The organism is Streptomyces sp. NPDC093795 (assembly GCF_044764665.1).
Taxonomy (GTDB): Bacteria; Actinomycetota; Actinomycetes; order Streptomycetales; family Streptomycetaceae; genus Streptomyces.
In genome coordinates, this window is sequence record NZ_JBIWIO010000009.1 from 1 (window position 1) to 14,350 (window position 14,350).

The 14,350-nt window shown below is 71.9% G+C and carries 13 protein-coding genes and 1 pseudogene; 3 read left to right on the plus strand and 11 right to left on the minus strand.

Going from position 1 to position 14,350, the window contains the following annotated elements; all coding sequences use genetic code 11:
* Window positions 1–119, minus strand: a pseudogene (locus tag ACIRB7_RS23335) (acyl-CoA dehydrogenase); the annotation flags it as partial.
* Window positions 120–238: 119 nt separating this feature from the next.
* Here ACIRB7_RS23335 and ACIRB7_RS23340 point away from each other — a divergent pair.
* Window positions 239–1,564 (plus strand): UDP-glucose dehydrogenase family protein, encoded by a 1,326-nt coding sequence (locus ACIRB7_RS23340; protein WP_403601864.1) that lies wholly within the window; start codon window positions 239–241, stop codon window positions 1,562–1,564.
* Window positions 1,565–1,660: 96 nt separating this feature from the next.
* Here the strand turns inward: ACIRB7_RS23340 and ACIRB7_RS23345 are convergent, their stop codons facing one another.
* From ACIRB7_RS23345 to ACIRB7_RS23360, 4 genes are all read right to left on the minus strand, one after another.
* A complete protein-coding gene (locus tag ACIRB7_RS23345; RefSeq protein WP_403601866.1) occupies window positions 1,661–2,581 on the minus strand; it encodes a membrane dipeptidase in 921 nt (306 codons plus the stop codon).
* A 123-nt stretch (window positions 2,582–2,704) separates the two neighbouring features.
* Window positions 2,705–3,919 (minus strand): dipeptidase, encoded by a 1,215-nt coding sequence (locus ACIRB7_RS23350; RefSeq protein ID WP_403601869.1) that lies wholly within the window; start codon window positions 3,917–3,919, stop codon window positions 2,705–2,707.
* Window positions 3,916–4,413: a 5-(carboxyamino)imidazole ribonucleotide mutase gene (gene purE / locus ACIRB7_RS23355; protein WP_403602717.1), complete on the minus strand. Its 498-nt coding sequence runs from the start codon at window positions 4,411–4,413 to the stop codon at window positions 3,916–3,918. Before purE ends, ACIRB7_RS23350 begins: the two co-directional genes overlap by 4 nt.
* 35 nt (window positions 4,414–4,448) lie before the next feature.
* Complete coding sequence (locus ACIRB7_RS23360) at window positions 4,449–5,642, minus strand: 5-(carboxyamino)imidazole ribonucleotide synthase (protein WP_403601872.1); 1,194 nt, start codon at window positions 5,640–5,642, stop codon at window positions 4,449–4,451.
* Window positions 5,643–5,775: 133 nt separating this feature from the next.
* Here ACIRB7_RS23360 and ACIRB7_RS23365 point away from each other — a divergent pair, with 133 nt between their 5' ends.
* Window positions 5,776–6,291 carry a GtrA family protein gene (locus tag ACIRB7_RS23365; RefSeq protein WP_403601874.1) on the plus strand — a complete coding sequence of 172 codons (516 nt, stop codon included), beginning with the start codon at window positions 5,776–5,778 and terminating at the stop codon, window positions 6,289–6,291.
* A gap of 19 nt (window positions 6,292–6,310) precedes the next feature.
* On the opposite strand, the gene ACIRB7_RS23370 is transcribed toward ACIRB7_RS23365, so the two are convergent.
* A complete protein-coding gene (locus ACIRB7_RS23370; protein WP_403601877.1) occupies window positions 6,311–7,582 on the minus strand; it encodes an ATP-binding protein in 1,272 nt (423 codons plus the stop codon).
* Window positions 7,583–7,596: 14 nt separating this feature from the next.
* Window positions 7,597–8,274, minus strand: coding sequence for a response regulator transcription factor (locus ACIRB7_RS23375; protein ID WP_403601880.1), 678 nt, complete (start codon window positions 8,272–8,274; stop codon window positions 7,597–7,599).
* 427 nt (window positions 8,275–8,701) lie between these two features.
* On the opposite strand from ACIRB7_RS23375, the gene ACIRB7_RS23380 reads away from it, so the two are divergent.
* Window positions 8,702–10,222 carry a peptide MFS transporter gene (locus ACIRB7_RS23380; protein WP_403601883.1) on the plus strand — a complete coding sequence of 507 codons (1,521 nt, stop codon included), beginning with the start codon at window positions 8,702–8,704 and terminating at the stop codon, window positions 10,220–10,222.
* Between the two features lie 65 nt (window positions 10,223–10,287).
* On the opposite strand, the gene ACIRB7_RS23385 is transcribed toward ACIRB7_RS23380, so the two are convergent.
* The 4 genes from ACIRB7_RS23385 to ACIRB7_RS23400 are packed head-to-tail and all read right to left on the minus strand — an operon-like array spanning window position 10,288 to window position 14,346.
* On the minus strand, window positions 10,288–11,625 hold the full coding sequence (locus tag ACIRB7_RS23385) for a hypothetical protein (RefSeq protein ID WP_403602719.1): 1,338 nt from the start codon (window positions 11,623–11,625) through the stop codon (window positions 10,288–10,290).
* 14 nt (window positions 11,626–11,639) lie between these two features.
* Window positions 11,640–12,716, minus strand: a complete 1,077-nt coding sequence (locus tag ACIRB7_RS23390) for a hypothetical protein (protein WP_403601885.1) — start codon at window positions 12,714–12,716, stop codon at window positions 11,640–11,642.
* Window positions 12,713–13,651, minus strand: coding sequence for a hypothetical protein (locus ACIRB7_RS23395; protein ID WP_403601888.1), 939 nt, complete (start codon window positions 13,649–13,651; stop codon window positions 12,713–12,715). Before ACIRB7_RS23395 ends, ACIRB7_RS23390 begins: the two co-directional genes overlap by 4 nt.
* Window positions 13,651–14,346, minus strand: a complete 696-nt coding sequence (locus ACIRB7_RS23400) for a peptidase (RefSeq protein WP_403601891.1) — start codon at window positions 14,344–14,346, stop codon at window positions 13,651–13,653. The genes ACIRB7_RS23395 and ACIRB7_RS23400 overlap by 1 nt, the downstream gene beginning before the upstream one ends.
* Window positions 14,347–14,350 lie beyond the last annotated feature (4 nt).

The window sequence follows — 14,350 nt, forward strand, 5'->3', positions numbered from 1 at the left end:
ACCGCCGCGGCGAACGGCACGATCTTCGCCTCCGCGAGCGCACGGACCGACTCCCGGAGCATGTCGTGCTCCTCGGACGGCCGGTACAGGTCGAAATCAGTCGAACCCGCCACAGTCATTCACTCCCACGCTTGCTAACTACCGTTAAGTAACCCAAAGGGTAGGGCGTGCCCCGGCCGCGGACCAGTACACGACTATGCTCGGGCAGGCATTCCGCCCGACGTCACTGGAGACCCGCATGGCCCTCAAGATCACCGTGATCGGCACCGGCTACCTCGGCGCCACCCACGCCGCGGCCATGGCGGAACTGGGCTTCGAGGTACTCGGCCTGGACGTCGTCCCCGAGAAGATCGAGCTGCTGTCCTCCGGCCGGGTCCCGATGTACGAGCCGGGCCTCGAGGAGCTTCTCGCGAAGCACGTCGCCGGCATCGAGGGGTCGAGCGGGCGGCTGCGGTTCACCACCTCCTGGGAGGAGGTCGGCGCCTTCGGTGACGTGCACTTCGTCTGTGTGAACACCCCGCAGAAGCACGGCGAGTACGCCTGCGACATGAGTTACGTGGACGCCGCCTTCGCCTCCCTCGCCGGGGTCGTACGCGAAGGGGCCCTGGTCGTCGGCAAGTCGACCGTGCCCGTCGGCTCGGCCGAGCGGCTCGCGGGTGTGCTGCCTGAGGGCGTCGAACTCGCCTGGAACCCGGAGTTCCTCCGGGAGGGCTTCGCCGTGCAGGACACCCTGCGCCCGGACCGGATCGTCGTCGGCGTGCAGGGCGAACGGGCGGAGAAGCTGCTGCGCGAGGTGTACGCCGGGCCGGTCGGCGACGGCTCGCCCTTCGTGGTGACCGACTTCCCGACCGCCGAGCTGGTGAAGACGTCCGCCAACTCCTTCCTCGCCACCAAGATCTCCTTCATCAACGCGATGGCCGAGGTCTGCGAGGCCGCGGGCGGCGACGTCGTCAGGCTGGCCGAGGCCCTCGGCCACGACGACCGGATCGGCCCCAAGTTCCTGCGGGCCGGCATCGGCTTCGGCGGCGGCTGCCTCCCCAAGGACATCCGGGCCTTCATGGCCCGCGCCGGGGAGCTGGGCGCCGACCAGGCGCTGACCTTCCTGCGCGAGATCGACTCCATCAACATGCGGCGCCGCGGCCAGATGGTCGAGATGGCGCGCGAGGCCCTGGGCGGCAGCACGTTCCTGGGCCGCCGGGTCGCCGTCCTCGGCGCCACCTTCAAGCCGGACTCGGACGACGTCCGCGACTCGCCCGCGCTGAACGTGGCCGGTCAGATACACCTCCAGGGCGGCCAGGTCACCGTCTACGACCCGAAGGGCATGGAGAACGCGCGCCGTCTCTTCCCGACCCTCGGGTACGCCGACACGGCCGCGGAGGCGGTGCGCGGGGCGGACGTGGTGCTGCACCTGACGGAGTGGCGCGAGTTCCGTGAGCTCGACCCGGCGGAGCTCGCCCGCGAGGTCGCCTCGCCGGTGCTCCTCGACGGCCGCAACGCGCTGGACGCGGAGCGCTGGCGGGCGGCCGGCTGGACGTACCGCGCGATGGGCCGCCCGCGCGCCTGAGCACTCCGGCGTACGCCGGAGTGCACCGTCGTGGACCGGGTACACCGGCGTACGGCGAGGCTCTCCGTACGTACCGTCAGGACACGGCACGTACCGTCAGGACACGACCGGCCTGATGCGGTTCGTCCGGGACAGGAACTCCGTCTGCCGCAGCGCCCTGGTGGCGTTGCCGTGGGCGAGCCCGACCAGGTCCTGGGCCGTCCAGCCCCGCCGCAGGAGCTCCGCGAAGAGCGGTACGTAGCCGACGGCGGGGGCCGTGGTGCGGGAGACGCCCACGCAGTGCGGGGCGGCCGCCGTACGCACCCGGTCCAGGACGTCGGCGACCGCGGCCGGGTCGTCCGTCACCGTGACCATGCAGACGGCGCCGTTCGCGCCGAGGAGGCCCAGGACGTCGTCGGGGAGGCCCTCGGGGGCCGCCCGGGTCAGCAGGGCCGGAGCCCGGGTGACCTCAAGGGTGCGGCGGACCGTGTCGAGGTCGGCTCCGGAGAGGTCCACGGCCAGGCCGATGCGGTTCATCTCCCGTACCGCCTCGCGGGCGAAGTCGTCGAAGCGGGTGAGGTTGACGGCCCGTACGCCCAGGGTCTGGTACGCCCGCAGGGTGGCGGCGGAGCCGCCCAGCGCCGTCCAGCTGACCGGACCGAGGAGGGCCGCGACGCGGCCGCAGTTACGGGCGTGGGCCATCTCGGAGGTGCCGTGCGCGAGGCGCAGTTCCTCCGGGCAGGCGGCGACGAGCCCGCGGACGGCGTCGATGCGCCGCAGGGTCTCGATGACACCCTCGTCGGCCTCGACGTGCAGGGACCAGAACTGGGCTCCGGTCTCCCCGGCACGCACCGGCGGGAGGTCCTCCGGGTCGAGCGACTCGGGCAGCTCGGCGTGTCCCTCGACGACGGGCTGGGCCGCCAGGACCGCGCGGGCGCGTGCCGTCTCGTCGAGCGGCTGGGGCGGCTCGAGGGGGTCGAGCTCGCCGGCGGCAGCGACGGTGGAGAGGTCGGGTGGGCCGTCTAGCAGTTCCGCCATGGGGTTACTCCGAACTCGGCGACGCAGTACCGCCCCGCCGAGCGCGGCGGGGCGGCACCGTCCACCGTGCCACCGGCCCCGGGCGGGAGCGCGGCGGGCTGAGCCGGCCGGGTGACGTGCCGGTTACGGTACGTCGACCGCCCCGCTGGTGTCCTCCGCGTCGATGGTCGCGTTCGACGGGGCCGTACGGCTCTTCAGGTCGCGGGAGACCGCTTCCGCGTCGCGGAGGGCGCGGACCGCGTTCGACCAGGTCAGCTTGGCCAGGTCGGGGTGGGACCAGCCGCGGTGGAGGAGCTCCGCGATCAGGTTCGGGTAGCCGGCGACGTCGTCGAGGCCGGCCGGGGTGAAGGCCGTCCCGTCGTAGTCGCCGCCGATGCCGATGTGGTCGACGCCCGCTGCCTCCCGCATGTGGTCGAGGTGGTCGGCGACCGTGGCCGCGGTGGCGACCGGGCGCGGGTGCTCCGCCTCGAAGGCGCGGTGCAGCTTCATCGCCTCCGGGGTGGTGTCGAGGTGGTCGAAGCCGTGCGCGCGCAGGTTGTCGTCGGCGCGTGCGGTCCACTCGACGGCCGCGGGCAGGATGAACTTGGGCACGAAGGTGGCCATCGCGACGCCGCCGTTGGCGGGCAGCCGCTCCAGGACGTCGTCCGGGATGTTCCTCGGGTGGTCGCAGACCGCGAGGGCCGAGGAGTGCGAGAAGATCACCGGCGCCGCCGTGGCGTCGAGGGCGTCCCGCATGGTGGTGGCGGCGACGTGCGAGAGGTCGACGAGCATGCCCGAGCGGTTCATCTCGCGGACGACCCGTCGGCCGAAGGCGGAGAGCCCGCCGACACCCGGTTCGTCGGTCGCCGAGTCCGCCCAGTCGTTGTTGTCGTTGTGAGTGAGCGTCATGTACCGCACGCCCAGGGTGTGCAGGGCGCGCAGGGTGGCGAGGGAGTTGTTGATCGAGTGGCCGCCCTCGGCACCCTTGAGGGAGGCGATACGGCCCTGCCGCCGGGCCGCCTCCATGTCGTCCGCCGTCAGGGCGGGGGCCAGCTCGTCCGCGTACCGCTCCAGGAGCTGGTCGACGATGTCGATCTGCTCCAGGGTCGCGCTGACCGCGTCGTCCCCGGCGAGCCCGCAGGGCACGTACACCGACCAGAACTGGGCGCCGACGCCACCGGCCCGCAGCCGGGCGAGGTCGGTGTGGAGGGCGCCGGTCAGGTCCGCGGCGATGTCCATGCGGTCCAGGTCGTACCGCGCGTGCTTGCGGAGCGCCCACGGCAGGTCGTTGTGACCGTCGGCGACGGGCGCGGAAGCGAGCAGCTCCCGCGCCTCCGCCAGGCGGTCGGTGGCGCTCAATTCCCGAAGCCGAAGGAGTCGGCGCCCTCGACCTTGGCCCGCAGCCGCTTGCCCTTCTCGGTCGCCTGGTCGTTCAGCTCCTGAAGGAAGTCGTTCATCCGGGTGAGGAGCTCCGGGTCGTGCGCGGCGAGCATCCGGGCCGCGAGCAGGCCCGCGTTACGGGCGCCCGCCACGGAGACCGTGGCGACGGGGACACCGGCCGGCATCTGCACGATGGAGAGCAGCGAGTCCATGCCGTCGAGGTACTTCAGCGGCACCGGCACGCCGATCACGGGCAGCGGGGTGACGGAGGCGAGCATGCCGGGCAGGTGGGCCGCGCCGCCCGCGCCCGCGATGATCGCCTTCAGGCCGCGGCCCGCGGCCTGCTCGCCGTACGCGATCATCTCGCGCGGCATCCGGTGGGCGGAGAGGACGTTCACCTCGTAGGGGATCTCGAACTCTTCGAGGGCCTGCGCGGCGGCCTCCATGACGGACCAGTCGGAGTCGGATCCCATGGCGATGCCGATGACGGGGGAGGTGCTGATGCTGCTCACTCGGTGATCGTTCCTCGCAGGTAGCCGGCGGCGTGACGCGCGCGCTCCAGCACGTCGTCCAGGTCGTCGCCGTAGGTGTTGACGTGCCCCACCTTGCGGCCGGGCTTCACGTCCTTGCCATACATGTGGATCTTGAGCTGCGGGTCCCTGGCCATGCAGTGCAGGTACGCGGTGTACATGTCCGGGTAGTCGCCGCCCAGGACATTGCACATCACGGTCCACCTCGCGCGCGGGCGCGGATCGCCGAGGGGCAGGTCGAGGACCGCCCGTACGTGGTTGGCGAACTGCGAGGTGATCGCCCCGTCCTGCGTCCAGTGGCCGGAGTTGTGCGGGCGCATCGCCAGTTCGTTGACGAGGATGCGGCCGTCCGTGGTCTGGAACAGCTCGACGGCCAGATGGCCTACGACCCCGAGCTCCTTGGCGATCCGCAACGCCAGCTCCTGCGCCTGGCCCGCGAGCTCGTCGTCGAGGTCCGGCGCGGGCGCGATCACGGTGTCGCAGACGCCGTCGACCTGACGGGACTCCACCACCGGGTAGGCGACGGCCTGGCCGTGCGGGGAACGGACGATGTTCGCGGCGAGCTCGCGCGTGAAGTCGACCTTCTCCTCGGCGAGGACCGGGACCCCCGCGAGGAACGGGTCGCGGGCGTCCTCCGGCGTACGGACGAACCAGACGCCCTTGCCGTCGTAGCCGCCGCGCACGGTCTTGAGGATGATCGGGAAGCCCCCGACCTCGGCGGCGAAGGCCACCGCGTCCTCGGGGTCCGCCACGATGCGGTGCCGCGGGCTCGGCGCGCCGATCTCGTCGAGTCTGGCGCGCATCACCCCCTTGTCCTGGGCGTGCACCAGCGCGTCGGGCCCCGGGCGGACGGGAATGCCGTCCGCCTCAAGGGCCCGCAGGTGCTCCGTGGGGACGTGCTCGTGATCGAAGGTGATCACGTCACATCCGCGCGCGAAGTCACGCAGCGTAGCCAGGTCGCGATAGTCGCCGATGACGACCTCGCTCACCACCTGGGCCGCCGAGTCCTGCGGGGTGTCACTGAGGAGCTTGAACTTGATGCCGAGGGGGATGCCCGCCTCGTGGGTCATTCGGGCGAGCTGACCGCCACCGACCATGCCGACTACCGGGAACGTCACCCTCTTAGGGTATCCGCACCATCGGGGAACACTCGTCCGGCTGTGGTTTGGCACAAGAAAACCAAGGCCCGGGGCCGGGTTCCCGGGGGTTTACGAGGTACACGGGCGGGTGACAGGGCGGCTGGTTACAGTGGTTGGGTTGACGTCATCCGGACGTCACCCGGACGGACGGGACAGAGCCATCACCATGAGTGAACCTGGCGCGCTGCGCACGCGACTCGACCTGCTCGTCCGCGAGGTCGCGAAGTTCGGGGTGGTCGGCGGTCTCGGCGTCCTGGTCAACCTCGGCGTCTTCAACCTGGTCCGCGGCACCACCGACATCCCGATGGTGCGGGCCAGCCTGATCGCGACCGTCGTCGCCATCGTCTTCAACTACGTGGGGTTCCGCTACTTCACGTACCGCGACCGGGACAAGTCCGGGCGGACGAAGGAGATGTCGCTGTTCCTGCTGTTCAGCGTGATCGGCATGGTCATCGAGAACGGCGTGCTCTACGCGGCGACGTACGGCTTCGGCTGGGACGGCCCGCTGGCCAGCAACTTCTTCAAGTTCTTCGGCATCGGGATCGCCACGCTGTTCCGCTTCTGGTCGTACCGCACGTGGGTGTTCCGCGCGCTGCCCGCGAAGGAGGCGGTGCAGACCGCCGAATCCTTCCTGGAGCAGGCCCCGCGGCAGGCGACCCGGCGGCAGCCGGACCGCGTCTGACCGCCTCTGACCCGGCTTTTCAGCGCACCGGGCGGTCCCGCGGCTCGTCCGAGACGCTCTTGACCTCGCGGCTCAGGAAGAGCGCGAAGACCGGCGGCTGCTGCTGAAGCAGTTCCAGCCGGCCGCCGTCCGCCTCGGCCAGGTCGCGGGCGACCGCGAGGCCGATGCCCGTGGAGCTGCGGCCGCTGACGGCCCGCTCGAAGATCCGCGCGCCGAGGTCGGCCGGGACGCCCGGGCCCTCGTCGGTGACCTCGATCACCGACTGGTTGCCGATGACCCGGGTCCGCAGGGCGACCGTGCCGCCGCCGTGCATGAGCGAGTTCTCGATCAGGGCCGCGAGGACCTGGGCCACCGCGCCCGGGGTACCGACGGCCCGCATCCCCTGCTTGCCCGAGTGGACGATGGCCCGTCCTGCGCTGCGGTAGGCCGGCCGCCACTCCTCGATCTGCTGTTTGACGACCTCGTCCAGGTCGAAGGCGATGGCGGAGCCGGACCGCGGGTCCCTGGAGTTCGTCAGGAGCCGCTGGACGACGTCGGTGAGCCGCTCGACCTGGGTGAGCGCGATCGTCGCCTCCTCCTTGACCGTGTGCAGGTCGTCGGCGAGCGCCACCTCCTCCAGACGCATGGAGAGCGCCGTCAGGGGCGTACGGAGCTGGTGGGAGGCGTCGGCGGCGAGCCGGCGCTCGGCGGTGAGCATCCGGGCGATGCGCTCGGCGGAGGCGTCGAGGACGTCCGCGACCCGGTCGAGCTCGGCCACCCCGTACCGCTTGTGCCGGGGGCGCGGGTCGCCGGAGCCGAGGCGTTCGGCGGTCTCCGCGAGGTCCGTGAGCGGGGAGGTCAGCTTGTTCGCCTGCCGTACGGCGAGGAGGACGGCGGCGACGACGGCGAGCAGGGCCACGGCGCCGATGATCAGGAGGGTGCGGCCGACCTCGGCGGTGACGGTGGAGCGGGACTCCTCGACGATCACGGTCTCGCCGCGCTCGCCCTCGGCGAGGCCCTGGATGACGTCACCGGTGGGGCGGGTGCCGATCTCGATCGTCGGGCGGCCGGGGATGTGGATCTCGGCGTACCGCTTGGCGCCGCTCTGCTCGGCGAGGATGTCGGGGTTGACCGGCTCGCCGCCGATGAGCCGGCTGTCGACGATGGAGGCGAGCCGCACCGCCTCGGTGTCCACCCGCTCCTGGGCGGTGCTGGTGATGGTGCGGGTCTCGACGATGACGAGGGAGACCCCGAACACCGAGATGACGACGAGTACCACGGCGAGCGTGGAGTTGATCAGTCGGCGGCGCATGGTGTGAGGGTGGCTCAGCTCTTCTCGAAGCGGAAGCCGACACCGCGCACGGTGGCGATGAAGCGGGGGTTCGCCGCGTCGTCACCGAGCTTCTTGCGCAGCCAGGAGATGTGCATGTCGAGGGTCTTGGTGGAGGACCACCAGGTGGTGTCCCAGACCTCGCGCATGAGCTGGTCGCGGGTGACGACCCGGCCGGCGTCCCGGACCAGGACCCGGAGCAGGTCGAACTCCTTCGCCGTGAGCTGGAGCTCCTCCTCGCCCATCCAGGCGCGGTGCGACTCGACGTCGATGCGTACGCCGTGGGTCGAGGGGGCGACGGCGGGCTCGCTGGAGCCGCGCCGGAGCAGGGCCCGGACCCGGGCGAGGAGTTCGGCGAGACGGAAGGGCTTGGTGACGTAGTCGTCGGCGCCCGCGTCGAGCCCGACGACGGTGTCGACCTCGTCGGCCCGTGCGGTGAGCACCAGGATCGGGACCGCGTGCCCGTCGGCGCGCAGCCGTCTCGCGACCTCGAGACCGTCCATGCCGGGCAGGCCCAGGTCGAGTACGACCAGGTCCACTCCGCCCTGGAGTCCGGCGTCGAGGGCGGTCGGACCGTCCTCGCGGACCTCGACCTCGTACCCCTCTCTCCGCAGGGCGCGGGCCAGCGGTTCCGAGATGGATGCGTCGTCCTCGGCGAGCAGTACACGGGTCATGGGGTGATGGTAGTCCGCGGGGGTACCGGCCCGGGGCACGATGCTCCAGGTCCGGGCGACCCTTGGAGATCTTGTGACCATCCTGCACATGACCTTGGAATGGCCTGGTGTGGTTGCATTATTGCCTGTGATCCATCTCTCAAGTCCTTCCATATCCGGCCCTGTCGTGTCGTATGGTGGCGAGACGTCTGTAGCGGTAATCGGGGACCTTTGGCCAGCTTCGCGGGCCTAGGTCCTCTTTCTGCGTGAGGTCGGCCCCGCCGAACCTCGGAGACGGTGAATGACCTGTGGGCCGGGTCCCGGGAAGCGACAGCGCATCTCCCGGGGCGTGGATCCCGGCGGAGTTCTACGACTCCACCGGTGCCGGCCTCCCCCACCGGGCGCACCACGCTCACAAGGCGTGCGTCCCGACAGAGCAAGGATCGACATGGCGTCCAGCCTGACGAAGGACTCGGCCGAACCCCTCGGTTACGAGAAGACCCTCCTCGGCCACCCCCGCGGCCTGGCCACTCTCTTCATGACCGAGATGTGGGAGCGCTTCTCCTACTACGGCATGAGGGCCCTTCTCGTCCTGTACCTGGTCTCCGGCGGCGTGGACGCCGCCACGGGCAGCCAGGGCGGCGGCCTCGCGATGACCGCGGCGACGGCGACGGCGATCTACTCCGTCTACGTCTCGATGGTCTATCTCATGGCCATGCCCGGCGGTTGGTTCGGCGACCGCGTCTGGGGCGCCCGCAAGACGGTCACGATCGCGGCCTCCGTGATCATGCTCGGCCACGTCTCGCTGGCCATGCCGGGCCAGGCGATGTTCTTCGTCGGCCTCGCGCTCGTCGCGGTCGGCTCCGGTCTCCTCAAGGCCAACATCTCGACGATGGTCGGCCACCTCTACAAGAGCGCGGACGACCCGCGCCGTGACGGTGGCTTCACGATCTTCTACATCGGCATCAACCTGGGCGCGTTCCTCGCCCCCCTGGTGATCGGCACCGTCGGCGAGAAGGTCAACTGGCACCTGGGCTTCGCCCTCGCCGCCGTCGGCATGGGCCTGGGCCTCGCCGTCTTCCTGGCCTTCGGCAAGACGCTGAACCCGAAGAGCAGCGAGGTCCCGAACCCGCTGTCCGCCGCGGAGCGCAAGGCCGTCATCACCAAGGCGGCCGTCGTCACCGTCGTGCTCGCCGCGTTCTACGGCGCCGTCGTCGCCCTGGGCATGTACACCCTGAACTGGGCGATGGTCCCGATCACCCTCGCCGGGCTGATCATCCCGGTCGCCGTCCTGGCCCGCATCAAGCGCGACAAGGACCTGACCACCGGTGAGAAGTCCCGGGTCACCGGCTACATCTGGTTCTTCGTCGCCGCGGCCATCTTCTGGATGATCTACGACCAGGGCGGCTCGACGCTGTCCCTGTTCGCCGACGACAAGACCGCGGACACCATCTTCGGCCTGGGCTTCCCCGCCACCTGGTACCAGTCGCTCAACCCGCTGTACGTCATGGCGCTGGCCCCCGTCTTCGCCTGGCTGTGGCTGTGGCTGGCCCGCAAGAACCAGGAGCCGAACACCATCGTGAAGTTCGCGATGGGCCTCGTCCTGGTCGGCGCGTCCTTCTTCGTCTTCATCGTCCCGATGAACATGGCGGGCGGCGGCGACAAGGTCTCCCCGATGTGGCTCGTCTCGATCTACATGATCCAGACCATCGGTGAGCTGTGCCTCTCCCCGGTCGGCCTCTCCGTCACCACGAAGATGGCGCCGCAGAAGTACGCCTCCCAGATGATGGGCGTCTGGTTCCTCGCCGTCACCGCCGGCGACTGCACCACGGGTCTGCTCTCCATCGCGGGCGTGGACCTGAACGGCACCGGGATCATCGGACTGCAGGCGGCGCTCGCCGTCGCGGCCGGATTCGCGATCTACATGTACCGCAAGAAGGTCCAGGGCCTCATGGGTAGCGTCCACTGACGTCACCCGGCCGCCCCGGAGGGCCCGTCGCACCGCACCGGTGCGACGGGCCCTCCGTCGTTCCGTCACCTCCTGAGGCGCGCCCACGGGGTGAACGTGAACACCGCGCCGCCCAGCAGGATCACCGTGCCCGCGACCAGGGCGAGGGCGCGCAGGGCGCCGTCGTCCTCGGCGCCGGTCTCGGCGAGGTTGCCGCCGTCGGAGCCGCCGGACGGGGTGCCGGAGCCGCCGCCCGAGGGGTTCGAACCGCCGCCGTTCGTGCCGCCCGCCTGCTTGCTCGTGTCCAGTTCGAGGGAGGCCTGGACGGCTCCCTTCACCTGGCAGGGGATCTCCATCTGCGAGTCGCCGAGGGTGACCTTGATGGTCAGCGTGCCGGGGCTGAGGGTCGCCTTGCCCGTCGCGCCGGGCTTGTACGTGCCCTTCATGTCCGGCAGGTTCACCGGATCGCCCATCTTCAGGGCGGCGGGGTTGGGCGGTCCCGTCACGTTCACGGTGCCGCTGTCCGCTCCGCCGACCTTGATGCCCATGGAGGCCTTGAGGGCTCCGGCGGGGAGGGGGGCGGGGCTGTCCATGACGCCCTTGGCCGTCTTGACGGTGAGGTCGTAGGAGCCGCCGTTCTTCTTGGCGTCGATCGTCACCTTGGACGTGATGGCGGCGGGGCCGGGGGCCTGGCAGCTGAAGCCGACGGCGACCTCCTTGCCGGGGAACGCCGTCTGCCCGCCGCCGGAACCGCCCGAGCCGGAGCCGCCGGTGGAGTTGGAGGATCCTCCGGTGGTGGTGCCGCCGCTGGTGGTCGTGCCTCCGGTGGTGGTGCCGCCGCTCGTCGTCGTGCCGCTGCTGCTCGTCGTACCGCCGCTCGTCGTCGTGCCGCCTCCCCCGGCCGTCACCTTGATCGTCGCGCCGACCGGCACCGTCTCCTTCGGCGCGCACTTCGTGTCCGTCGACAGCGGCTTGGACACGTTGATCGTGTAGTTGCCGGGAGTGAGGGTGATCTCGCCGGCCTTCTCCAGCCTCAGCTTCCCCTTCATGTCGGGCAGCACCATGGGGCTGTTCTTGGGGATCGGCGGGTTCTTCCGCGGTCCCTCCATCGCGACGGTGCCGCCCGCCGCGCCGCCCACGGTGAGGACGCCGGTCGGCTTGACCGTGTCCTGGCCGAGGTCGAGCACGTCGGGGTTCTTCGAGGCGGCCTGGACCGTCTTCCAGACGATCTCGACCTCGTCGCCGACCTTGGCCTCCGCCGGTGCGGTGATCAGCACCTTCGTGGTGCCCTGCACGGGCGGAAGCCCGGAGATGGACGGCGGGATGCACTCCGTCTTGTACGAGACCTCGGCGGCCTGGGCGGGGCCGGCGGAAATCAGGATCCCCGCGCCGCCGAGCATCAGCGCGACCCCGGCCGCGCTCATCCTCCGTTGCGTACTCACGCATGTCCCTTCGTCGTCGGGCTGCTCTCTGGGGCTGACGGTGCGGAGTCAGGCCTGAACCACGGCAGGACCGCGGTCGGTTGGTCGTCCCCCTGGTCCCGCGGTGCGGGGTCGGGGGTACGTGTACGCCGGCGGAGGCGCGGAGGCCGGAGCCGGGCAGGGCTCGTGGCGGGGCGGCGGCCGGGGCTCGTGGCGGGTCGTGCCCGGTCCACCACAACCATCCCGATCCGGAACAGCGCCGCCGGTACGACCACGGCGAGCAGCAGCCAGAAGAGCGTCACGCCCCAGGGCCTGCCGACCCCCCACGGCTGCTCGACCAGGACCTTCCCCGCGTATCGCACGGAGACCTGGTAGTCGCCGTGCGCGCCCGCCGTGAGCTCGACGGGGAGCCGTACGAGCGCTTTTCGGCCGGGTTCGACGGTCCCGCTCCACTGGCGTTCCTCGTACTGCGGTGCGAAGACGCCGTGGCTGGTGCCGACCTGGAAGACGGGGTCCTTGACGGGCGCGGAGCCCAGGTTGCCGACGGTGAGGACGACCTCGCGGCGCGGCGGCGCCCCGAACCAGGTGAGGAGGCCGCTCGACCCGTCGAGACGTACGGCGGCGAGGACGGCGAGCCGCCCGTCGCCCGAGGTCTCGGGGAGCGGGGCCTTGGGGTGCCCGGCGACGGTGAACTCCCGGTCGACGGCGTCCTGCTGGCCGGTGACCCCGGCGACGTGGACGACGCAGGGGCAGGGCTTGGGCGGCTCGGCGACGGGCAGTTTCGCGCTGAAGGCACCCCGGGCGTCGACGGTGGCGGCCCTGCCGTCGGTGTTGGCGCAGGAGTTGGTGCCGCCGATGACACCCTTGCCGGGGGTGGCCTGGCCGCAGATCAGGAGCATGAGGAGCGCGCCCGGTTTCCAGCCGCTGCCGCTGACGGTGATCTCACCGCCCTTGCCGCCCTCCGCCTGCGAGAGCTCCACGGCGGGTCCGGGGGCCGCCGCCGCGGGGGCGGCGGGGAGGAGGAGCGTGAGGGTGAGGGCGGTCAGGAGGGCCGCGGCGGTACGGGCCCACCTCGTCGTTCCCTTGTCTCTCATGGGGTCGCTCCCGCCGACGCTCGCTGGGTACGGGCTCTGCCACGCCGCCGTACCGCGTACCCGCCTGCGCCCGCCGCCGCCGCGAGGAGCAGGCCGGCCGCCCCGGTGAGCGCCGGGCCCGAGGCGAAGGAGGCGTCGGCGCGGGCGGTGGCCGGGGCGGCGTCCGGGGCGGTGGCCGTGAGGCGGACGGTGACGGAGTCGAGGGCGGGCGGGTCGGGCCAGGGTTCGGTCCTGGTGGCCCGCTCGCCGGGGCGGAGGGTGAGCGGCAGGGCGCGGGCCGGCCGGTCGAGGACGGTGCCGAGGACGCCTTCGGCGTGGACCGCGAGGTGCGGGGCGAGGACGGTGGTGCCCCGGTTGACCAGGGTGTACCGGAGGGATCCGGTCGCGGTGTCGACGCGGACGTCCTCGACGGTGAGGGCCGCGAGCCGGGGGCCGCTGACCCGTAGCCGCAGGTCGACGCGTATCTCCCGGCCCGCCGCCGTGGCCCGTACGGTGCCCCGGTGCTCACCGGGCGGGGTGTCGGCGGTGAGGGTCACGGCGAACGGCACGTCCGCCCTGGTCCTGGCCGGCACGGTCACGGTCGGCGCGGCGAAGGACACCGGGGCGCCGTGCCCGCTGAGCCGTACGGTGAGCGGCCCGGCGCCCGGGTTGGTCAGCGACAGGGTGTCCTGGAGGACGCTGCCGGCGGGACCCTCCAGATAGGCGTACGGCCGTCCGGCGGCGGGGGCGGCCGTCCAGCCGTGGGGGCCGGGAGGCGTCGCGGTCAAGCCGGGGGGCGCCGCAGTCAAGGCCTGGGAGCCGAAGGGCGCCGCCGTCAAGGCCAGGGAGCCGAAGGGAGCCGCCGTCAGGGCCTGAGCTCCGGCAGGGCCCCCCGCGACCACGCCGGCGAGGGCGGTCGCGGCGGCGAGGAGTCCGGAGCGTGCCGCCGTCCGCATCAGCGTGCCGTGCGCCGGGTGAGCCAGAGGACTCCGGCGGCGCCGGTCAGGAGGACGGTGCCGCCGAGGGTGCCGAGGGCCATGGCGGAGTCGAGGGGCCCGGTCCTGGGCAGCTCGGCGGGCGGGGCCTCCTGCTCCTGCGCGGGCGGTGGGGTCGCGTCGCCGCCCGAGACGCCGGTGACGTCGAGTTCGAGCGAGGGCCGGGGGTCGTTCTTCGGGGTGCAGACGGCCGCGTCCATGCCGAGGGCGTGCACGATGAGCGTCCCGGCCGTGAAGGTGACCCTGCCGTTCTTCTCCGGCGTGTACGTGCCGGTCAGGGTGCCGATCCTGATGGGGGTGTCGGGCGGGACGGCGGCCGTGTTCGGCGTTCCCTTGACCTTGACGGTGCCGGAGGCGGCGCCGCCGAGGACGAGTTCGGCGCGCGGGGTCATGACGCCCTTGGGGAGCTCGACCGGGCTGTCGGAGACTCCCTTCTCGAACGACATGGTGATCGTGTAGGCGCTGCCGTTCTTCACGGCCGTGATGTCGACGGGCGAGACGGCGCTCTTGGGGCCGATCTTCGTGTCACAGGCGTAGTTCACGTCGACGACGGCCGCCTGGGCGGCCGGGGCGCCGGCCAGCACGGCCGCGCCCGCCACCGCGACCGCGGCCGTGAGCGCGGCGGTCGTCCTCCTCCGGTTCGGCTCCTTGGACACCCGG

Bases quoted from the DNA above. Each gene is read 5' to 3' on its own strand.
- ACIRB7_RS23340 (WP_403601864.1), top strand. From the start codon at position 239: ATGGCCCTCAAGATCACCGTGATCGGCACCGGCTACCTCGGCGCCACC.
- ACIRB7_RS23345 (WP_403601866.1), bottom strand. From the start codon at position 2,581: ATGGCGGAACTGCTAGACGGCCCACCCGACCTCTCCACCGTCGCTGCC.
- purE (WP_403602717.1), bottom strand. From the start codon at position 4,413: ATGGGATCCGACTCCGACTGGTCCGTCATGGAGGCCGCCGCGCAGGCC.
- ACIRB7_RS23365 (WP_403601874.1), top strand. From the start codon at position 5,776: ATGAGTGAACCTGGCGCGCTGCGCACGCGACTCGACCTGCTCGTCCGC.
- ACIRB7_RS23370 (WP_403601877.1), bottom strand. From the start codon at position 7,582: ATGCGCCGCCGACTGATCAACTCCACGCTCGCCGTGGTACTCGTCGTC.
- ACIRB7_RS23375 (WP_403601880.1), bottom strand. From the start codon at position 8,274: ATGACCCGTGTACTGCTCGCCGAGGACGACGCATCCATCTCGGAACCG.
- ACIRB7_RS23380 (WP_403601883.1), top strand. From the start codon at position 8,702: ATGGCGTCCAGCCTGACGAAGGACTCGGCCGAACCCCTCGGTTACGAG.
- ACIRB7_RS23385 (WP_403602719.1), bottom strand. From the start codon at position 11,625: ATGAGCGCGGCCGGGGTCGCGCTGATGCTCGGCGGCGCGGGGATCCTG.
- ACIRB7_RS23390 (WP_403601885.1), bottom strand. From the start codon at position 12,716: ATGAGAGACAAGGGAACGACGAGGTGGGCCCGTACCGCCGCGGCCCTC.
- ACIRB7_RS23395 (WP_403601888.1), bottom strand. From the start codon at position 13,651: ATGCGGACGGCGGCACGCTCCGGACTCCTCGCCGCCGCGACCGCCCTC.